A 20,889-nucleotide genomic window follows, 5' to 3' on the forward strand; every position below is an offset into this window, starting at 1 on the left:
ACCCCCAAATCCTAAAGAGGTGTTCCGTGCGATTATTTTTTTCCTTGTTCTTTTTGCATTGCTTTCATCATTTGATTGATCTTCTTTTGGGATGGATTCTGTCCCATTTGCATCATCATCACGCGCAGCATTTGTTCATTGATCGGCGGGTTTTTCTTCATATAATTAACCATTGTTTTTCGGGCAATGAAAAACCCTCCCACAAGACCTGCGAGCAAGGCTGCCATTGCGATCAAAACAACCCAAATCGTACTCATGCGGTTATTCCTCCTTACGTCGATCGTTCGGCACCGGATAGGTTTCGCTTAAGCAAACATCATCTATTATACCGTATCGATCAAACGTTGAAAAGGGATCACGCATCAATTAACCAAAAAGATGGGTATGCATTTTGATCGGTTTCAACCACCCATATCTTTCCCGCTCGACATCACAAGCAAAAAAGTAAGGATCATACGCCTGTAATTGATCAAACCATGGCCATTCGTCCTCCATATGAAGGGTGCTCCAAATTTGCACTCTTCTTTCAGCGAGCATTAATTTTACTTTTTCGCTCCCTTCCAAATAATAGATGAGACCATCATCTCTTCCCTGCGGAAAAGGAGTTATTTGCGCGGAAGAAAGCCATTCCCCCAAATGATGAATCGAAATCGGCTGACAAATATAATCGACTTGTTTTTGGACTTCATGGCGAAGGGAAGGTACTGTCTCATACTCTTTAAAAAGTTGAAAGAGTTTGTTTTCCAATTGGATAAATTGCCGGGCGATTCCCGGCTTTAGAAGATAGATGTCATATCGGTGCACATGCTCGCCCTCCTTTAGATGTCCTTCCCATTATTTTAATGCCTGTCCGCAAAATAATATGTCAACATTTGTATGATAAAACCCGGTAATGATCGACAATTTTTTTGTCCCGATAACATTCTTTCGCACAAAAGGTGCCCTGGCGTTTATCCAGGACACCTTCCCAGGGCGCTGCTTACTGTTCCAGTAAGGTCTTCACTTCATTTACAATAGTTTCTTCGTGAAATCCGAAAGCTTCCATCACAACGTTGCCGGGAGCTGAAGCTCCGAATTGATCGATGCCGATCGTCTTGCCGTTCGCTCCGGCATAACGTTCCCAACCGAACGTAGCCGCCGCTTCCAGTGTCACCGTTGGAATAGCAGTGTCGATGACCGATTGCCGATAAGCTTCCGATTGCTTTTCAAAAAGATCCCGGCTCGGCATACTGATGACACGAACGGCAATGCCTTGTTCGGAGAGTTTCTCCTTTACTCCCATAGCGAGTGCAACTTCCGATCCTGTCGCGACAATCGCCGCCGCCGGCCGATCGGCATCCGCCAAAATATAAGCGCCTTTTTTCACGTTTTCATACGTGCGCGCCGGATCCGTCATCGTTGGAAGCCCTTGTCGCGTTAATACGAGGGCGGTCGGATGATCTTTTGCTTCCAGCGACAGCCGCCAAGCTGCAACGGTTTCATTCCCATCCGCCGGCCGGATAACGGAAAGGTTCGGCACCGCACGCAACGATGGCAACTGCTCAATCGGTTCATGGGTCGGTCCGTCTTCGCCGACCGCAATGCTGTCATGGGTAAAAACATAGGTAACGGGAACACCCATTAACGCTGACAAGCGAACGGCCGGCCGCATATAATCGGAAAAGACGAGAAAGGTTGCTCCATACGCGTGCAAGCCTCCGTGTAAGGCAATGCCGTTTAACGCTGACGCGGTGGCAAATTCCCTCACCCCAAACCAGACATTACGGCCTTCACGGTTGTCCTTCGTAAAATCTTCATACGCGTCCATCAATGTATTATTGGAAGAGGCGAGGTCGGCAGAACCACCGAACAGCCCGTCCACTTGAGACGAAATCGCCTGAATTGTTGCCCCTGAAGCTTTTCGGGTGGCAAGTGTATCTTCTCCGGCAACGTAACTCGGCAACGTTTGCAACTGATCCGTTTGCCAATCACGGTCAAACGCGCGCCTGAGTTCTTCGGCTTTTTCCGGAAATGCCTTGCTGTACCCCTCAAATGTTTTCATCCATTGTTGATACCCATCGACGGCTTCGTCTTGTTTCTTTTCAAAATAAGCACGAACATCATCGGGAATATGGAACGGTTCGTGATCCCATTCATATGCTTCTTTTACGAGCGTGGCTTCTTCATCTCCAAGCGGCTTCCCGTGTGCTTCATTTGTGCCTGCACGGTTTGGCGAACCAAAACCAATAACGGTTTTTACTTCGATAAAACTCGGACGGGGATCTTCTTTCGCCTCTTTAATCGCGCGGTCAATAGCCTCAACATCATTACCGTCTTCGATAAAGATCGTGTGCCAGCCATACGCTTCATACCGCTTGCAAACATCCTCCGAAAACGCGCGATTCAAATCGCCGTCGAGGGAAATATCATTGGAATCGTAAAGCACAATCAACCGTCCCAATTGCTGGTGGCCGGCTAAAGAAGCGGATTCCGAAGCGACGCCTTCCATGACATCCCCATCACTGCAAATCACATACGTATAGTGGTTGAATAATTCATATCCTTCCCGGTTGTACGTTGCGGCAAGATGGGCTTCTGCCATTGCCATCCCTACCGACATGGCAATGCCTTGTCCGAGAGGGCCGGTCGTCGCATCTACCCCCGCCGTATGTCCGTATTCTGGATGGCCGGGTGTTTTGCTCCCCATTTGCCGGAAGTTTTTCAACTCTCCGAGACTCAAGTCGTATCCGCTTAAATGAAGCAAACTGTACAGCAACATGGAGCCGTGGCCTGCGGATAAGACAAAACGGTCCCGATCCCACCAACCAGGTTTCGTCGGGTTATGTTTGAGATGCCTCGTCCATAATGCAAAGGCCATCGGCGCTGCACCCATGGGCAACCCCGGGTGGCCTGCATTTGCTCGATTGACGCTGTCGATGGACAATGTCCGTATCGTATTAATGGCGCGTTTTTCTATGTTTGAAGTCAATGTTTCCATCCTTCCCTTTATGAATTGTCTCTATTGTTATGATATATGGTTTCTAAAAGTAAAACAAGAATATCTTTCATCCTTTTTAGAAAACCGGGCGTTTCGCCAAGCTTTTATGACGAAAGCTTTCGTCCAATTTATGCAGGCAAGAAAATTTGAGTTATATTTTCTTATCTGCTAAGAAAAAAAGCGGCGCATCACTTTGACGAGCGATGCACCGCTTTTTATCGTTAGTAAGAACGGCGGTTGCCTTTTGCACTGCGTAATTTTTCCGGGGTTACTTCGTTTCCGTTCTCATCGACGACGGATACATTTTGAATCTGCTGTTTAAAAGAGGTCCTGAAATTCTGTAGATATTCTTCCCGCAAGCCTTTTTGCTCGTCTTCCTCATCTGCAGTCAACCCCGTCGTTTTCTGTCGTTTGGCTAATTCATTAATACGGTCAAGCTTTTCATCGGATATCAATGAAGCTCCCCCTTATAGAATCATGAATGATGCTTAACGACACTATAACGTTCATGCCCGCAAGAAATCAACAGGCAACAGTTCATATTATAACCTAAATGAATGGCTGAATATAAATAGTCCCTGATATGCTTTCTTTTTCGTCCCCATTCTTTTATTCCCTCTACCAATCCGTATGTTCAACCGGTGTTGGCACAAGTGCTGTTGTTTGAGGATGCCCTTCCGCTTCCGCCTCACTTGTCCCAATCGAGTGATCGGCAACCAACGTCATAATGATGATAGAAAGGGCGAATAAAAACAATAACATGCGTTCTTGTCCTTTTCCGCGTTCTTTTCCAACTTGTTGGTTCATTATAAGAAAACCTCCGAAACGTTTGTTCTATTTATTAGTATAGCAGAACTATCGTTCGTGTCAAGCATTTTAAGGAACTAATGTTTGCAAACGTTTGTTTTATATGATAAGCTATAAAAAATAAATATTAACGAGGTGAATGAAATGAAAAAGCTTTCGCAACGACAAGAAACGATCCTTGCATTTATTAAAGACAATGTAAAAAAGAAAGGATATCCGCCTTCAGTAAGAGAAATTGGGGAAGCGGTCGATCTTGCCTCGAGCTCAACCGTTCACGGCCACTTGGCCCGATTGGAAAAGAAAGGGTATATTCGTAGAGACCCGACCAAGCCAAGAGCGATTGAAGTCCTTCATCTGGATGAACAAGGAAACGAAATTTCCGAAGCAGACAAGCCGGCAAGTGCTTATGTTCCTTTAATCGGAAAAGTAACCGCAGGCGTTCCCATTACAGCCGTCGAAAATGTAGAGAGCTATATGCCGTTGCCCGACGATTTTGTCGGAATTGACCAGGTATTCATGCTCACCATTGAAGGAGACAGCATGATTGACGCAGGAATTCTTGATGGTGACCAGGTGATTGTGCGCCAACAACCGACCGCAAATAACGGTGATATTATCGTAGCGATGACGGATGAACAAGAAGCAACCGTCAAACGCTTTTATAATGAAGGGAACCACATCCGATTGCAGCCGGAAAACCAAGCGTTGGAACCGATCATTCTTGACAATTGCCAAGTGCTTGGAAAAGTAAGCGGTGTCTTTCGTACGATCTCGTGAAAAAATTGCAAACCTAAGAGGGCGGGAAGATCAAACGTTTCCTTCCCTTCCCAATTTCAGGGTTTAAGTTGACATAATAATATTATTGGAACTTAATTCCGTTTCTGTTTTACTATATGCACATCGCATATCTGTTTAGAACGGCTTGATTATTTTTTCTTCCCGTTTCGGTTTTTCTTTTTGCGATAATGCCCTGCTGTGATCAGTACAGCGAGAATCAACAGCCCGGGCATGGAAGCCGCGATCGCTAAAAAAAGACCAATTTCCAACACACCCATCACCTCGCGATCTTTGCCAATATGGTATGTATAAACGAGCGCGAGGTGATGCGACGAATGATTAGATTGGCACGTTGTTGATGAGACTCCGAATGATGGATTGGTTCGGCGTAATGGTCGTCATGAAGGGGTCCATGAAGACCGAAATAACGTTCGGAGCTTCGATTGAGTAACCATGAGGTGTCCATGGAGCCCGAACGGAAATATGCGGTCTCCACTCTCGCTCTAATCAAAGAACCTTTTCCACGAAAATAACCCCCGAGCTGATTTCGCTCGAGGGTACCTTTACACGCGCAACGTGCAGGGAATTTTTTTGTTATTCATTCTCCAGAATCGAAGAGACAATATGCAAAGAGTCCCATTCTCCCCCGGAGACGCTTATAATCGGATACTTTTTCGGATAAAAATTGTCTCTAATCTCCTCAACGGAAAGCCCTTCTTTGTGAAGATGTTTTACCTCTTCGGAAAGGTTCTCAAGGTGATCCAGTTTTTGCTTTAACATCTCTTTCCCGTTTTCTACATATCCGGCATGACCACAAAATAACGATTCAAAATCATAAGCGAGCAATGTTCGGATGGAATCCATCGTTTGCGGAATGGATTCGCTGCTCATAATGACCTTCGGTTTCGGTGAGACAAATAAATCCCCTGAAAATAGCGTACCGTTTTCTTCATCGAAAAGCGCGACATGATCATCGGCATGACCCGGTGTATAAATAACTTTCCATTCCCGATTTCGAGATTGGATCGTACCATCGAGTAGCGTGGCCTGAAACCCTTCCCGCTTCCCCCAAGTCATCTGACGATACTCCGGATAGGGCGAATCTTGGGCACATATACCAATCCCTTTCGGATGAACATGAATAGGCACTTCAAAGTTTCGCTGCAACCACGGCGCTGTTCCGGAATGATCTTCATGGCTATGGGTAAGGGATACAAAATCAATCGAATGCGCTTCATAAAAAGGAATAAGTTCAGACTCCATGCGCGGTGGTCCGGTATCGACTAACATCCCGTCAACCAAAAAGGCATAGACGATATTTGTTTTTTCCCCTCCGAGAACAACATCCATTTTTACACAAGTCACATCTTCTTTTTCGTATACTTGCATCACAGTTGCACTCCTCTCCTTTTTTTATTATTTTGAAACAACTGCCATCGTACAACGAGCGACACAGATCAACTTTTCATTTTCATCGGTTATTTGAATATCCCAAACCATAGTCGTGCGTCCTTTATGAAAAGGCGTAGCGGTTGCCGTAACAACGCCGTCGGTTTTACTGCGAATATGGTTTGCATTAATCTCCATTCCTACCGGATTGAATTTTTGCGGATCTATATTCATTGCCGTCGCCATCGTTGCCGCCGTTTCCGCCAACGCAACCGATGCCCCGCCGTGCAGAATACCGGCCGGTTGCCTCGTCTTAGATCCCACGGGCATCGTCATGATCAAACGGTTGGAACTGAGTTCCACATACTCCATTTCTAGTTCGCCAACAAGGGAATCTTTACCCCGCGTTCGCATTTCTTCGGCAAAAGCTTCCTTATCATCCACATCATACAAATCCAATACATCTTGAGAAACAATCATTCCTATCCGCTCCTTCTGTTTGGTTTTATTTAAGAATGTTCATTCTAAATCAATCAAAAAATAACATTTAATCGTAGACAATCAGTGTCATGCCTTATTCCATTTTTTTTCCTTTTATTACGCGTTTTCACCAACACACGTAATTCCACAAACGAATTATTGAGAACCTGTCCATTTGAGGGAATGGATCGGTACTCTTGTCCCGCTAGGTACAGCTTTTCTTCCGTTTGAGGATTAGATCAGGATTGTCATTCCTCTCGAACCAGCTTTCCCTCTCTTTGAAGGTATGAAGTTACACTTGTGTAGGGACGCCTCTGACCCTTACTACGCATCCATTTTCCCATTTTAGTGCCCAATGCTGGGTGACCGAGTAATTCAACCGCTCTGCACTAGTGGAAGGCGATGTATCAAGTTCCGGTTGCCTCTTTAGTAATTGATAAATATCCCTGGGAGATAACAATCCTTCCGTCTCAGGATAAAATCAATCCTCTCCGTTGATTTATCATTAGAGGATCTAGTTATATATTACCAAAATAGATGATTAAAGTCAGTTGGGAAATCGTTGAGTGGGGACTATTTTTAGGTTTTCCCGATTTTTTGGTGCCACAACCACCACGTGGAGACTAATATTAAGCAGATCCCCATTATTTCAACCGTTTCCCTCCTCGTACTTGCAAGTTTTCCTAATAGGCGTATAATGAAGGAAGATCATTAAAATATTTTTCCGCTAGAGGTGTCGAAAGACTGAGAGGGACGTGCGTCCTAACTCTTGGAACCTGACCTGGTTCATACCAGCGTAGGGAAGTGGATGGCATGGATGTACAGGTGCGAACGCCTGTGATGTATGCTTTGCTTCCCCCTGTGGATCACAGAAAAGGGGATTTTTTTATGCACCAACGGACGCTTGCAATGGTTGAAATCGCTTTGATGACGGCACTCGCGTTTATTTTGAGCTTCGTGAAATTTCCTGGACCTTGGGCACAAGGCGGCTCGGTTTCTCTTATCATGGTGCCGATTTTCATTATGGCTTTTAGGCGCGGATGGCGCGTTGGGGTTTTGACAGGATTGCTCGTCGGGATCGTGAATTTAATGTATAATGCCTCAATTATTCATCCGATCCAAATGCTATTGGATTATCCGGTGCCCTACGCAGTTCTTGGACTTGCCGCATTGTTTGCTTTTCGCAATAGCAAGGGGAAATTGTCCGTAAACTGGGCGTTTTTCGGTTTGTTATTCGCCGGCTTCTTACGATTTCTATCCCACGTCGTCTCCGGTGTTGTTTGGTTTGGGAGTTTCACCCCGGATGGAATGAATGCTTATCTCTATTCGGTTGGGTACAACATTTCCTATTTATTGCCGGAAATTTTGATCACCCTTGTTGTCCTCTACATCCTCTCCAGGGCACAGCCTGATTTTTTTCCAATAAAAAAAACTACCCCTCATCTTCCCTCTTAAGAACTGTGCACGGGCGCACCATACGTTCGTGCATGTTACTTTTCATGCCTCCCCCTTGACTGATGGCTCACGCATGTTATTATAATAATGACCAATTTGTTCATTCGGTCATTTTCTCGAAAAGAGGTTATCAAAAATGATCACTAACAAACGCGCCACGATTTTAGAAGCAGCGAAACGGGCGTTTTCTTTATTTGGCTATAAAGGCACATCAGTCGCCCACGTTGCCAGGCTTGCCGGTGTTGGCAAGGGCACGATCTATACCGAATTTAAAAATAAGGAAAAAATGTTGGAAGCCGTGATGGATGGCATTTTACATGATCTCGGAACCATTTTTGAACGGGTGAAACACAACGACGAACAATCCATTCTGAAATTGCACCGTGCCTTATATGATACGTTGCAATATCGCAAAGAGCATCAACTACTGACGCATCTTGCCGAAGAAGTCAATGTCTACGGTACGAAAGAAGCGGTGTCTGCGATGCAAAAGGTTGAAGATTTCATTATCACCGCTTTGGAACAGGCCATTGCGCAAGGGGTGGAAAAAGGTCGTCTGCAAGTAATGGACACGGAGATCACAGCCTTCACCATTTATAAATTATACATTGCGTTCATCGTTGATTGGGAAGCGAAAAAACGTCCGCTGACGGAGGAAGAATTGTTTCAGGTCTTTGAAAATCACATTTTTAAAGGAATCGTTGTTCGATGATACACATAAATGATGTTTTTTTTGAATAAAAAATGACCATTATATTATTATGGTCATTCGGTCGAATCAGGGGGTTTTACATTGAAGGGTTTTATTGCCGAATGGAAGGCTATTTTCGCAGACAAAAAAATGCTCATATCGATCATCGGCATTCTATTGGTTCCTGTTTTGTATGGAGGCATTCTGCTTTCGGCTTTCTGGGATCCGTACGGTCAGCTTGAGGAGCTTCCCGTTGCTATTGTGAATGAAGATGAAGGAGCTGAATTGGACGGAGAAGAAGTGAATGCCGGGGATGAATTCGTAGACGAACTATTGGAAAGCGAAGATTTCAATTGGCATGTGACGGATGCCGATGAAGCAAAACGAGGCTTCGATGCGTTCGATTATTATTTATACGTTTTCATCCCTGCTTCTTTTTCTGAAGATGTGTCTTCTTTACAGGATGAGGATCCTGAAAGTGGAATGATTTATTATGATATCAATGAGGATGTTAACTTTGCTGCCTCTCAAATGGGCACGCAGGCGGTGGACACGATTGAAGAGGAACTGTCCCGGACACTAACGGAAACTTATGTGGAAGTGATCGATGATGCATACACCGAGCTGGCGGACGCAACAGTAGAGCTTGAGGAGGGAGCTGAAACACTTGCGGACGGTGTGGATTCAGCGCTTGAAAACATGGGCTCCCTTACGGAAGGTTTGTCAGACTTGCGTGAAGGTGCCGGCTCCTTACATGAAGGAACGAACGAAGCCGCTGAAGGCACCAATGAATTGCGAACGGAAGTAGAAGCTTTCGCGGAGTTTTTCCATAACAGTGAAGAAATCGATCAATTGGAAGACACGTTGAACGAGATGCAAACGGATGTAACAAACGCCCGCGCTTATTTGGAAAGTGACGATGCGGAACAACTGGAAGAATCCCTTCGTTCGCTTGATGAAAATTGGGCGGCTGCAAGCGCCTCCCTGCAATCAGCCGAAGATTCGCTAGGCCAATTGGACGATCGTCTGGAAGACATTGACGAACCCGTTCAAGACGCACAAGGTACCCTCGATGATATCCGCGAGATGAATGATCGCCTGGATCAATGGCAAAATCGGGCAAATGAAAGCTTGAATGATTTAGAATCGTTTGCAGGGACCTGTTACGAATGGCAAGAAAGGCTTGACGAATGGGATGACGCCGATGAAGAAGCTCAAGGTTTATCCGATTATATTGCTGAAAACTACCCGGAAGATGAAGAATTACAAAGCTATGCGGATACATTTTCAGAAACAGTTGACGGGATTGACGCCGAAGATGGTCAATCGTGCCAACAAATCGATGAAACCATAGATGCTTTAAATGAGACGTATGATGATATGGAAGAGGCAACGCCGGAGCTTTCAGAGCAACTCGAAACGATCGATGCAGCATTCAATGAAACCACAGATACGATTTCCGACGGACAGGAAGACGTGTCAAACTGGATAAATGAAGTAAGTGAGGAGTTGGAAAATGCTCGTACTGCCGCACCGGAAGGGATCGGTGATGGAGACATCGAGCTATTGGAAGTGTTTCCGCAAGCAAGATCCACATTGGCAGATTTGGATGAATCTCTTTCCCAAGCAGACGAAGTATTCTCATCGGCAGACGCTACGATCGATGAAGCGGAACAGGCGGTGCAGACGCTTGATGAAGGCGTACAAGATTTGAACGAAGGAGCAGACGAACTGTCGTCGGAAATGCAAACAGCATTCGAAGGCGGCCTTGAGATTGAAGATGGCCTCGAAGAACTCGATGACGGATCCCGTGAACTGCACGAAAATCTTGAGACATTGGCTGAAACGTTATTGGAAAATGAGCTATCTGAAGAACAGCAGGAGCTCTTCACTTCCCCCGTTGAATCCGTATCGGAAAGTGAAACCATGGATTACACGTACGGAGAAGGATTATCGCCTTATTTCTTATCGTTGGGATTGTTCGTCGGAGGTTTGACGCTCTCGATCATCTACCCATTTTATCAACCGTTGACGAAACACGAAACGGCCTGGAATTGGTTCTCCGGTAAGTTGGGCGTCATCTGGACAGTAGGCATACTTCAAACGATCGCGCTCATCGGAGTCACCTTCTTCGGACTTGATTTGGATATCGCCAGCCCTGGTTGGTTTTCATTTTTCATGGTCTTCTCCGGCCTTTCCTTTATGACGCTGATTTTTATGCTCGTTGCCATATTGGAAAATCCCGGGCGCTTCATCGCGATTATTTTATTGATCATACAACTCGGAGGAAGTGGAGGTTCTTTCCCCGTGGAACTAACTCCTGCTTTTTTCCAATACGTGCACAACTTACTGCCGATGACGTATTCCGTTGAAGGATTACGGGCGACGATCATGATGGGCGAACCGGGATTGTTGCTTGAGTCTTGGCCGCTGCTGTTGATTTTACTTGTATCATCGGGAGTGACTTTCCTGTTTTTTGCCATCAAACACAAGAAAAAGACGGAATCATAAGGGACAGCTACCCATTGTAGCTGCCCCTTTTTTCTCTCTGCCGATAAGAAAGGGGCACTTTAGCCCCTCAAACGAGCGACGCCAATACCGACACGCGAGAGATATAACCTACTAATCGCTCGTCATCGTCTACCACAGCAATTGGATACTTCGCTTCCGTGGCGATTGGAATTAGCTTCTCGATATACGTTTCAGGATCGGTCGTGTGATAATCGGATTTGATAATGTCTTTCAGTGATTGATTTTCCTTGTTGGCTTTTATTGCATCGTCAATCGTTACAAGACCTTCAAGTTTTTTGTTCTCACCGATCACAAACACGCTCGAAATCCCATGATTTCTCATTTCTTCAATCGCCAATTTAGCTCCGCCTCCAACAGGAACAATCGCCGATGGTTTAAACATGACATTTTGCGCCTGCAATACTTTCGTTTTATCAATGTCTTTTACAAATTCTTTAATATAATCGCTTTTCGGGGTTTCCAGAACTTCTTCCGGTGTGCCGATTTGCTCCATAATGCCATCCTTCATAACGGCAACCCTGTCACCGAGTTGAAAAGCCTCGTTCACATCGTGTGTAATAAAAATAATCGTTTTTTTCAATTTGGCTTGAATGTCCAACAATTCCAATTGCATCTCCCGACGAATCAACGGATCCAATGCACTGAATGGTTCATCCATCAGCAGAATATTCGGATCAGTAGCCAAAGCCCTGGCCAAGCCAACTCTCTGTTGCATACCGCCACTCAGCTCACTGGGTCTTTTTTGTTCCCATCCTTCAAGCCCAACGGTTTTTAATACTTGCTTAGCCGCTTCTTCTCTTTCCTCTTGCTTAAACCCTTTGACTTCCAAACCATAAGCGACATTCGTTAAAATCGATCGATGGCTGAACAGGCCAAAGTGTTGAAAAACCATGGCCATATTGTTTTGCCTAAATTCGCTTAACGTCTTTTTCGAGTAGGGAACAATATCCTCCCCGTTCACAATCACTTTTCCCGCGGTCGGTCTATTCAACATATTTAAACAGCGAATCAAGGTAGATTTTCCACTTCCGGACAAGCCCATGATAACGAAAAATTCACTTTCGGACACATCAAAAGAGACGTCATATACACCGACGGTATGTCCCGTTTTTTCCAATATGGCCTCCTTGGAATCCCCTTTTTTCACTAAATCAAGAGCCTCCTGCGGATCCCGACCAAAGATTTTTGTTAAATGTTCAACGTTGATCTTTGTGGACATCTTCCATTCCTACTTTCACAATTTGATCAATCCGTGTATTTGTACTTTTCGGCCACGCTTTGCGAGAGGCGATCCAGAATAATGGCCAGAAAAACGATGCTGATCCCGGCTTCAAACCCTGTAGCGATATCAATTTGTTGCAATGCAGAGAGGACTTCCAATCCCAATCCTTGTGCACCAACCATGGATGCAACAACGACCATCGCGAGCGCCATCATCGTCGTTTGATTAATGCCGGTCATAATAGTCGGTAAAGCTTGCGGCAATTGTACCTTGAATAGTATCTGTGAAGTGGATGAACCGAAAGAATCAGCAGCTTCCACCATTTCTTTTGAAACGTTGCGAATCGCCAAGTTAGTTAAACGAATAACAGGAGGAATCGCATAGATGATTGTCGCAAACATGCCCGGAACAACACCCAATCCGAAAAGCATCATCGCCGGAATGAGATAAACAAAGGTGGGCATGGTTTGCATGGCATCCAAAATCGGTTTCATGAACTTTTCAAATCGATCTTTATATGCCATAAAAATGCCGATAGGAATACCTACGATAAGGGAGATGATGACAGAGGCCAAAATAATCGACACTGTATCCATCATAAGTTCCCAATAACCAAAAGCACCGATCATAAAAATGAATATCGCAAACATTACACCTGTCCATAAACGAATCAACCGCCAACCCAGCAGAAAAACAATCGCGATGATCACCCACCAAGGCAACCACAAGAGGAAGGATGACGATAACTGAAAGCTCCATATAATGGCATCTGAAAGCACATCAAAAACAACGCCAAGGTTATCGGTAAGCCAGTTGACAAAATCATCTATATATTGTCCAAGATCGAAATCAATGTCCGGAAACGTATTCATCGCTTCCCGGGAAACCGGATAATACCCATCCCCACTTCACTCCATTCTATTGGTAACTTTTTCCTTAAAACAAAGAGGAAAGAACAAACAGAGACCTTATCACTCCACTGTTTGTCTTTCTTTAAACGTTTTTTATAAAGACGCCAGTACATCTTCAGCTACATCTTCGGGCACCCATTCGGTCCAAAGATCTTCGTACTCCTCTAAGAACCATTCGGCAGCTTCCCATTCATCCGCATCATTTTCCTCCATGTAGTACAGTGCTTCCCCGGTGATATCACTGCTCGTCTCATATTGTTCCAGAAACGCAACAAACTCATCATCATTTTCTGCAAACTCTGTGTTGGCAGTCACGGTTACCGGCTGGGATGGGAAAAACGGATCGTCAGGGTCTTCTTCTTCTAATAATGTCATATCAAGCAAACCGATAATCCAAGTAGGTTCCCAATTATAACCGATCCAAGGCTCCCCATCTTCATATGCAGTTAACAATGAAGTGTTAAGGGCAGCCTCCGATCCCGGGCTGAACAAATTATAGTTATCATTCAATCCGGCCTCTTCATACATATCATCTACAATCGTTTCCGCTTCATATCCGGGGGGAGAACCATATATTCGCCCAATTCCATCTTCATCCGGGTCCTCGAACACTTCCCAGTGTTCTTCCAAGTCCCCCACAGATTCCAGATCAGGCGCCATCGGTTCTATGCCTTCCTCTTCGTCTCCTTCAATGACAAATGTAGGAACATACAACCCTTGTTCATTATCATCAAAGTTTGTGGAAAGCTCAACGATTTCGCCTGCATCCATCCCTTCTTGATACGGCTCTTGCATATTCTCGATCCATGTTTCCAAATAAACATCGATATCTCCGTCTCTCAACCCTTGCAATGTAGCCGGAGAGCTCCCTGTCTGCGTCTCCGTGGCATATCCGTACCCCTCTTCAGCAATGATTTGCGCCACAGAATTATGAAACCATATGCTTTCCCATTCAGGTTCGGCAAAGACAATCGTTTCGTTGTCCTCTTCCGCTCCGCCACAAGCAGCTAAGCCAAAGGCTGCAACGGAAAGCAGGCCACCTGTGCACCATAATTTATTTCTTTTTTTTCGAAATCCATTCTTCATTTGACAAAACCCCTCCAAATTTTCTATGTATGATGCTTATCTAATTTACTTGCTCATTACACCAAACTTCATGTAAGAAGTCAAAATAGTAATCAGTCGTTATTCTTACATATTTGTCGTTATCGTAATTATTTACTAGCAAAGAAAACTTATATCAATAAATTTTAGCAATTTCAGGTATAATTCAATATAATTCGACAAAAAAGCTCATTACATTGAATTTTTTTGTGTGAAATGGCAATAAGGGCTACGTTTTTGTGCTTTTTTGGGCACATCTTTTGCCCCGCGCTTCCCTGAATGCTACCCTTTTCTTTACAGATAGAGAGGATGGTTCTTTTGGTTAACGAAATCAAGTTAAATAACTACACCATTAAAGTGGAAAGCTACGAAGAAGAAAAAGTCAACGGTTTATATAAAATCAACGTTTCGTTTAAAGTGACGAGCGAGGAGTATCACGCAATTACGACTTTGCTATATGAAGGAATGTTTGATGTGAAAGTACCGGAGCGGGATTTAACGTTTCGCGGAACGATTCAGCAGTATTTTACCTCGATTACAAACTTGTATATTCCAGGACAAGTGGGAGATTATACGTTACATTTAATCGAAGTGAATAGCTAAGAAAGTAGGCGTTGATATGAAAATAAGCATATTGGACCAATCACCGATTTCGTCGAATCAAACAGCTGAAGAGGCTCTAAATGAATCTATGGAACTGGCACAGATGGGAGAGCGGCTTGGATATGAGCGTTTTTGGATGACCGAACATCATGATTTGCCGGGGCTTGCCTGTTCCGCTCCTGAAGTCGTGTTAAGTTATATCGGAGCGAAAACCGATGCGATTCGTCTCGGCACCGGCGCGGTTTTGCTTCCCCACTATAAACCGTACAAAATAGCGGAAATCCATCACCAATTGGCTACACTCTTTCCAGATCGGATTGATTTGGGAATCGGACGAGCTCCGGGCGGCTCCGCTGAAGTGACGAATGCATTAAATGATAACTTTTTGCAAAATGTCTATAAGATGCCAGAATTGGTCGGGGAACTGCTCGCTTATTTAAAAGACCAAGTTCCAAAAGTATCTGCATCTCCAATTCCGAGCGCCTCCCCTACCCCTTGGATGCTTGGCACGAGTGAAAAAAGTGCCGTGTTTGCAGGAGAATTCGGACTAAGCTATGTGTTCGGCCAGTTCATGAGCGATGAGGATGGCCAGGAAATTGCCCAGCAATATGTGGATGCTTTCACCCCCGGAAAACAAGCACAAACACCGCAAATAATCGTAACCATTTCCGCGATCTGCGCAGAAACGACGGCAAAAGCGGAAGAAATTGCTCTAAGCCCTCTCATTTGGCAATTGCAGAAAGAAAAGGGAAACGAAGGGCATGGCATCCCATCGATCCAAGAAGCAAAAAATTATCCGCTGACAGATAAAGAAAGAGAAAGATTGGAAAGCATGAAACAGCGCATGATTATCGGAGATCCACAAGAAACATGGGCGCAAATGCAGGAGATTCAAGCGAAGTGTCAAGCAGACGAAATCATGATCATGACGAGCCCATACTCCCCGGAAGATCGCGTGCGGTCGTATGAATATATCGCCGGGGAAGTTTTTAAGCGGTAACTTTTTCTTTTCATCCCCTTACTTCCTCAGCCTGAAACAATGACTTATCTTCCACGTGATGCGTTAAGATCGTGAGGAACATGCCAAATGCGATCATTCCTGCTGCCACGAGGGTAATCATCGTATACGTTAACCCGGCACTCAACAACAACGATCCGAGTGCTGCCCCGATAGCATTCGCGAGATTGAACACTGAGGCCGCGATGGTCCCGGAGAGCGAAGGTGCTTCTTTTGCTGCAAGAATGATCTTCGTATTTAAAATCGGCGTTGTGCCAAACGTTCCTGCTCCAAACAAAAAGGTCATAACGAAGGCGAAGGCTGAAAATTGCAGAATAAATGTGAATGCTGCAAGAACGACAGCAAGCAAACCCAAAACAACGATTAGTCTCTCGGTTAAACGGTTAGGATGAATGTTTCCGGAAGCAAAGTTGCCGACTACGGCTCCAAGGCCAAAGAAAAATAATCCCGCTGTCACGCCTGTCACGCCAAAATCGGCAAACTCCCGGAGCATCGGCTCTTTAAACGTATACGCTGTAAACACGCCGGAAAATCCAAAAATGATGACGGCGATGACCATGAGGACATTTTTATTTTTAAAAATACCAAGTTCCTTTTTCAAGTTCGGAGCTTCTGATGGTTTCATGTTTGGAGTGACGACCGCAAGACCGATCAACGTTATACAGCCAAGAATAACCATGAACCAAAATACGAATCTCCAGTCAAACATGCCGCCAAGAAAAGAGCCAAACGGCACTCCAAGCATCACGGCAATGGTAAGGCCGCCTTGAACCATGGCAATCGCCCCAGTCCGTTTTTCCGGTGGAGACATATTCATGGCCAAAGACATACATAAGCCAAAGAATGGGGCATGCATGGCAGCCGAAGTCAATCTCGACAGTAATAAAACATCAAAGTTCGGGGCGGTTGCCGCCATGATGTTACTAGCGACAAATACGGCCATGAGGCCAACAAGTAATGGCTTTGGCGAGAGTTTAATCGTTATGATGCGAAGGAGTGGACCGAAGATCGCCACACTTATCGCATAAACCGTTAACAGCAATCCTGTCGTCGATACGTCAACGCTCAAATCGTCCGCAAATTGCGTGAGCAAACCTGTCACGACGTATTCGGTCATGCCAACGCCGAATGTGCCGAGCATAAAAATGGTTAAAATCGTTTTTCTGGAAAAGGTTACGCCCATCATGGTCCAACACCCCTTTGTTTTCTCTTGTTTTGAATCACGAGAAAACACCCTACAACATATGCAGGGAGATGTCTAGACCCTTTGAAAATGAATGACAAGTAACATAATTGGCAACAGAAGTTGATGGACGCCGAACATTTTATGCTTTCTGATCGTGCAAAAAGAAGAATGAGCTCCCAAAAGATGAAAGCTCATTCTCCTTATTTAGGGATTGCTGAACAACTTGCAGCTATCAGCTGAAGCCGGGATTCCATGGCTTCGCTTTCCGCGGACGAACGGTCAAATCTCCTCACGCAAAACCGGCGCTGCAGGGTCTTGACGCGTCCGTTTTGTTGTCTACGCCATTGCTGCGTCATGGTTTCCTTGCATCCAGCTTTGACAACACCAACGGAAAATGCTTATGTCCGTTATTCAGCAGTCCCTATTTAAAAGTTGTTATTCATCATCGTGTTTCGATTTCTTATCGGTGCGCCCTCTCGCCTTCCTATAAAATTTTCCGGGTGCTTCCGATGTTTTCCCAATGGCATCATTTGCTTTGTTGGCTGTGCCTTTGAGGATTTTCCCTGAAGAATCCGTTGCTTTTCCTACCAGCCCTCCTTCACCGGAAACCGATTTAATCACGCGCCCTGCTGAATCAACCGTATTGCCAAAAAGGTCGGTTGCTTCTTTCGAGGTCTTTTTGACAAAGTTATCGTCTTCCTCTTCATTTTGGTTTTTTTCATCACTCATGAGCCCATCTCCCCTTTTTTTGATACTCATTAGAGATTATGCAAATTGCTTCACGATATGATTTTTTACGTCATGCAGAGCTTTGAAAAATGTAAAAGTCTAGGAACGCATGTAGCATGAAAAGGCCGGATGACACCCGGCCTTTTTTTATTCATCGTCCTCTACATCCTCGTTTTCTTCCTCTGCATCTTCATTATTTTCCTCGTCTTCTTCGTCTTCCTCTTCTTCTTCGTCTTCTTCTTCTTCTTCTTCTTCGTCTTCCTCTTCTTCTTCGTCTTCCTCGTCTTCTTCCTCTTCTTCTTCTTCCTCGTCTTCTTCTTCGTCTTCCTCGTCTTCTTCCTCTTCTTCTTCTTCCTCGTCTTCTTCCTCTTCTTCTTCTTCCTCGTCTTCTTCTTCGTCTTCCTCGTCCTCGTCTTCTTCGTCTTCCTCTTCCTCTTCTTCCTCTTCCTCTTCCTCTTCCTCTTCTTCTTCTTCTTCTTCCTCGTCTTCTTCTTCTTCCTCGTCTTCTTCGTCTTCCTCATCTTCCTCGTCTTCGTCTTCCTCTTCTTCCGGTTCTTCTTCCTCTATTCCTTCTTCCTCCGGTGTTTCCGGCGTCTCTTCATCCGTTCCTTCTTCATCCGCTTCTTCGGTTACTTGTGCAGGAGGCGCTTCACACCGATAAAGTTCACCGTCAGTCTCACAAACAGAATTCGGTCGTGAGAAGTCTTCCGTTCCCTCGCCTTCATGAACATTAGTCATGATAATACGAAAAATATCCTGGGCAATGTTTTGTTCTTCACCGATTAAATAGCCGCTATCGCGTCCGTCACCAAACCCAGTCCAGACAGCTGCCGTATAGTCAGTCGTGTAGCCGTTAAACCAAACATCCGGCACACCCCCGTCAGGAACACCATATTCCCCCAATTCTTCCTGGGTAAAATTCGAAGTTCCTGTCTTTCCCGCCAGCGGAAGCTCCCCGATATTCGCACGTTGACCGGTTCCGGAAGAATCGTCCAAAACACCTTTAAGCATGTCCGACATCATATAAGCAGTCGATTCGTACATCACCTGGTCTGATTCAGGCGAGTTCTCTACTTCCCCTCCATCACGAAACTCCACTTTTCGAACGCTGTAAGGTTCATTGTAGGTACCTTCATTTCCAAACGAGGCGTAAGCGCCGGCCATATCCAAACTTGATATCCCATCGGAAAAGCCTCCTAGGACAGAACTCTCGGTAATATCCTGATCAAAGTCGAAGCCAAGGCGTTCGGCAAACGATTGGGCATCGTCCAAGCCCACGACCTGGATCGCCTTTACAGCCGGAACATTGATCGAGCGAACAAGCGCTTCTCGCATGGAGACCTCACCACTGTAACTGTCCCCATAATTGCCGAAGGAAGTCCCATCTGAATACTCATGCGGTTCATCGACGATAGTTTCTCCCGTGTACCAGTCTTGCTCCTCAATAGCCGGACCGTAACCAAGAATCGGTTTGACCGTCGATCCCGGTGAGCCGCCGGCGGCAGTGGCGTAATTCAAGCCTCTTTCTTCTTCTGTTTCCTCACGATTGCCTACCATTGCACGTATCGCACCAGTTTCCGTGTCAAGGAGGGAAAAACCTACCTGGAACGCTTCATTATCGGGGTATTGCGAAACATATTCATCGCTTTGAATAACATCTTGTGCGATCTCCTGCGCCTCCGGATCAATGGTCGTATAAATGTCAAAACCGGCCGCATACAGATCCGCGCTTTCAATCCCATCGATGCTTTCCACTTCTTCCATTACTTGGTCAATGATCGATTGATAAGCGACATTTTCCTGAGGAGTATAATCCAGTTGATCTTCGATATCCACAGACATTGCGTCGGCTGCTTCCTCTTCACTGATGAAATCATTCTCCTCCATCAGGGAAAGGATCAAATCTCTGCGCTCTTCCGCCTCCTCAGGGTTATTTTGCGGATTGTAATAGGAAGGCCGCCGCGGGATAGCTGCCAAGACGGCGGCGTCGGCAACCGTAAGTTCATCCAGATCCTCTTTATTAAAATAACGAATCGCCGCTTCTCCAACTCCCCAAGCTGAACTGTCGAAGTAACTGCTATTCAAATACAATTCCAAGATCTCATCTTTGCTGTATTGATGCTCCATTTGCAAAGCGAGCCATTGTTCCTGCACTTTTCGGTCAATCGTTTGCTCAGGGGATAAGAAGGCTTGTTTTACAAGCTGTTGGGTGATGGTACTTGCCCCTTCAGAACCAAACCCATCGGTAACATTCGAGATAATCGCACCGCCAATCCGGTAAAAGTCAATGCCACTGTGTTCATAAAAACGATAGTCTTCAACCGCGATGAAAGCATCTTTGAGATGTTCGGGCATTTCATCGTTTTCCCTATAGGTACGATTTTCCGTTCCTTGCAACCGACCGAGCTCGTTATCGTTCATATCATAAATCGTTGCCCCTTCTGCAAAAACAAGTTCCTCTGCATTAAGCTCAGGAGCATCCGAAATCATTGACACTCCTGCCGCTATTATCACCGCCATGCCAACAATCACGACCCCTAAGATAGAAAACAACACTTTTTTAAGTGTGGACCGTTTTTTCTTCTCGCCGGCACGACGTTTCTCCGTTCGTGAACGGTGCTCCTCCATTCAGCTATTCCTCCAATTACAAGTCGATGAATTCTCGACTTCTCCGTAATCTTTCTGCCAAATTGATAAAGAATTATTTTTCGAAAATGCCAAAACAAGGATATACGTTTCTGTAAAACTGAACATTGATGGTTATGCCATGAATCATCCCTTTTGCCACATAAAATGTTCAAATTTAAATATCCGCCGAGGCTCGCGTTCTGTGTGGACCCAATAAGCTGAAAAAGCATTCATTTTTTTCGTCGAAACCTTAGGAACACTTATACTTCAAATTTCTTCGTTAGAAATTAAGTGGCGAGAGCATTCACGCCACAGCAATTTCAGCACCTTACAATGATAAGCACGTCTTCTTCCCCATAATTCTCATGATAATACGACTC

21 protein-coding genes and 1 riboswitch are annotated in these 20,889 nt (G+C 45.1%); of the genes, 6 read left to right on the forward strand and 15 right to left on the reverse strand.

Going from position 1 to position 20,889, the window contains the following annotated elements:
* Nucleotides 1-32: 32 nt before the first annotated feature.
* From HUG20_RS09680 to HUG20_RS09700, 5 genes are all read right to left on the reverse strand, one after another.
* On the reverse strand, nt 33-257 hold the full coding sequence (locus HUG20_RS09680) for a YneF family protein (protein ID WP_200090304.1): 225 nt from the start codon (nt 255-257) through the stop codon (nt 33-35).
* A gap of 109 nt (nt 258-366) precedes the next feature.
* Nucleotides 367-804: a sporulation inhibitor of replication protein SirA gene (sirA, locus tag HUG20_RS09685; RefSeq protein ID WP_200090305.1), complete on the reverse strand. Its 438-nt coding sequence runs from the start codon at nt 802-804 to the stop codon at nt 367-369.
* Nucleotides 805-979: 175 nt separating this feature from the next.
* Nucleotides 980-2,968 carry a transketolase gene (gene tkt / locus HUG20_RS09690; RefSeq protein WP_200090306.1) on the reverse strand — a complete coding sequence of 663 codons (1,989 nt, stop codon included), beginning with the start codon at nt 2,966-2,968 and terminating at the stop codon, nt 980-982.
* A 230-nt stretch (nt 2,969-3,198) separates the two neighbouring features.
* Nucleotides 3,199-3,432: a DUF896 domain-containing protein gene (locus HUG20_RS09695; protein WP_200090307.1), complete on the reverse strand. Its 234-nt coding sequence runs from the start codon at nt 3,430-3,432 to the stop codon at nt 3,199-3,201.
* 163 nt (nt 3,433-3,595) lie between these two features.
* Complete coding sequence (locus HUG20_RS09700; RefSeq protein WP_200090308.1) at nt 3,596-3,784, reverse strand: hypothetical protein; 189 nt, start codon at nt 3,782-3,784, stop codon at nt 3,596-3,598.
* A gap of 144 nt (nt 3,785-3,928) precedes the next feature.
* Between HUG20_RS09700 and lexA the strand changes: the two genes are divergently transcribed.
* Nucleotides 3,929-4,561 carry a transcriptional repressor LexA gene (lexA, locus tag HUG20_RS09705; protein WP_200090309.1) on the forward strand — a complete coding sequence of 211 codons (633 nt, stop codon included), beginning with the start codon at nt 3,929-3,931 and terminating at the stop codon, nt 4,559-4,561.
* A 149-nt stretch (nt 4,562-4,710) separates the two neighbouring features.
* Here the strand turns inward: lexA and HUG20_RS19485 are convergent, their stop codons facing one another.
* From HUG20_RS19485 to HUG20_RS09715, 3 genes are all read right to left on the reverse strand, one after another.
* Entirely contained in the window at nt 4,711-4,833 is a 123-nt protein-coding gene (locus HUG20_RS19485) for a hypothetical protein (RefSeq protein ID WP_281392552.1), read from the reverse strand.
* Nucleotides 4,834-5,155: 322 nt separating this feature from the next.
* The gene (locus tag HUG20_RS09710) at nt 5,156-5,950 is read right to left on the reverse strand and encodes an MBL fold metallo-hydrolase (protein WP_343073211.1); all 795 of its coding nucleotides are present in this window, start codon (nt 5,948-5,950) and stop codon (nt 5,156-5,158) included.
* A gap of 27 nt (nt 5,951-5,977) precedes the next feature.
* Entirely contained in the window at nt 5,978-6,364 is a 387-nt protein-coding gene (locus HUG20_RS09715; protein ID WP_200090460.1) for a hotdog fold thioesterase, read from the reverse strand.
* Between the two features lie 785 nt (nt 6,365-7,149).
* Nucleotides 7,150-7,250: riboswitch (TPP riboswitch) on the forward strand.
* Here HUG20_RS09715 and thiT point away from each other — a divergent pair.
* From thiT to HUG20_RS09730, 3 genes are all read left to right on the forward strand, one after another.
* Nucleotides 7,244-7,885 (forward strand): energy-coupled thiamine transporter ThiT, encoded by a 642-nt coding sequence (gene thiT, locus HUG20_RS09720; protein WP_246476610.1) that lies wholly within the window; start codon nt 7,244-7,246, stop codon nt 7,883-7,885. It overlaps the preceding riboswitch by 7 nt.
* Nucleotides 7,886-8,021: 136 nt before the next feature.
* On the forward strand, nt 8,022-8,597 hold the full coding sequence (locus tag HUG20_RS09725; RefSeq protein ID WP_200090311.1) for a TetR/AcrR family transcriptional regulator: 576 nt from the start codon (nt 8,022-8,024) through the stop codon (nt 8,595-8,597).
* A gap of 81 nt (nt 8,598-8,678) precedes the next feature.
* A complete protein-coding gene (locus HUG20_RS09730; protein ID WP_200090312.1) occupies nt 8,679-11,087 on the forward strand; it encodes a YhgE/Pip domain-containing protein in 2,409 nt (802 codons plus the stop codon).
* A 67-nt stretch (nt 11,088-11,154) separates the two neighbouring features.
* Here the strand turns inward: HUG20_RS09730 and HUG20_RS09735 are convergent, their stop codons facing one another.
* The 3 genes from HUG20_RS09735 to HUG20_RS09745 all read right to left on the reverse strand — a co-directional run bounded on the left by HUG20_RS09735 (nt 11,155) and on the right by HUG20_RS09745 (nt 14,327).
* Nucleotides 11,155-12,327: a quaternary amine ABC transporter ATP-binding protein gene (locus HUG20_RS09735; RefSeq protein ID WP_200090313.1), complete on the reverse strand. Its 1,173-nt coding sequence runs from the start codon at nt 12,325-12,327 to the stop codon at nt 11,155-11,157.
* Nucleotides 12,328-12,353: 26 nt separating this feature from the next.
* Nucleotides 12,354-13,202, reverse strand: coding sequence for an ABC transporter permease (locus HUG20_RS09740; protein ID WP_200090314.1), 849 nt, complete (start codon nt 13,200-13,202; stop codon nt 12,354-12,356).
* A gap of 132 nt (nt 13,203-13,334) precedes the next feature.
* Nucleotides 13,335-14,327, reverse strand: coding sequence for an ABC transporter substrate-binding protein (locus HUG20_RS09745; RefSeq protein ID WP_200090315.1), 993 nt, complete (start codon nt 14,325-14,327; stop codon nt 13,335-13,337).
* Nucleotides 14,328-14,663: 336 nt separating this feature from the next.
* Between HUG20_RS09745 and HUG20_RS09750 the strand changes: the two genes are divergently transcribed.
* Together HUG20_RS09750 and HUG20_RS09755 are read left to right on the forward strand one after the other, a co-directional pair.
* The gene (locus HUG20_RS09750) at nt 14,664-14,948 is read left to right on the forward strand and encodes a DUF3219 family protein (RefSeq protein ID WP_200090316.1); all 285 of its coding nucleotides are present in this window, start codon (nt 14,664-14,666) and stop codon (nt 14,946-14,948) included.
* A gap of 16 nt (nt 14,949-14,964) precedes the next feature.
* Nucleotides 14,965-15,948 carry an LLM class flavin-dependent oxidoreductase gene (locus HUG20_RS09755; RefSeq protein ID WP_200090317.1) on the forward strand — a complete coding sequence of 328 codons (984 nt, stop codon included), beginning with the start codon at nt 14,965-14,967 and terminating at the stop codon, nt 15,946-15,948.
* A gap of 10 nt (nt 15,949-15,958) precedes the next feature.
* Here HUG20_RS09755 and HUG20_RS09760 read toward each other — a convergent pair whose 3' ends face one another.
* The 4 genes from HUG20_RS09760 to HUG20_RS09775 form a co-directional block, all read right to left on the reverse strand.
* Entirely contained in the window at nt 15,959-17,149 is a 1,191-nt protein-coding gene (locus HUG20_RS09760; RefSeq protein ID WP_200090462.1) for an MFS transporter, read from the reverse strand.
* 203 nt (nt 17,150-17,352) lie between these two features.
* Complete coding sequence (locus tag HUG20_RS09765; RefSeq protein WP_200090318.1) at nt 17,353-17,508, reverse strand: hypothetical protein; 156 nt, start codon at nt 17,506-17,508, stop codon at nt 17,353-17,355.
* A gap of 79 nt (nt 17,509-17,587) precedes the next feature.
* Nucleotides 17,588-17,881: a hypothetical protein gene (locus HUG20_RS09770; RefSeq protein WP_200084105.1), complete on the reverse strand. Its 294-nt coding sequence runs from the start codon at nt 17,879-17,881 to the stop codon at nt 17,588-17,590.
* 147 nt (nt 17,882-18,028) lie between these two features.
* On the reverse strand, nt 18,029-20,509 hold the full coding sequence (locus HUG20_RS09775) for a transglycosylase domain-containing protein (protein WP_200084112.1): 2,481 nt from the start codon (nt 20,507-20,509) through the stop codon (nt 18,029-18,031).
* Between the last annotated feature and the right edge of the window lie 380 nt (nt 20,510-20,889).

Source organism: Salicibibacter cibi (genome assembly GCF_016495865.1).
GTDB classification, from domain to species: domain Bacteria; phylum Bacillota; class Bacilli; order Bacillales; family Marinococcaceae; genus Salicibibacter; species Salicibibacter cibi.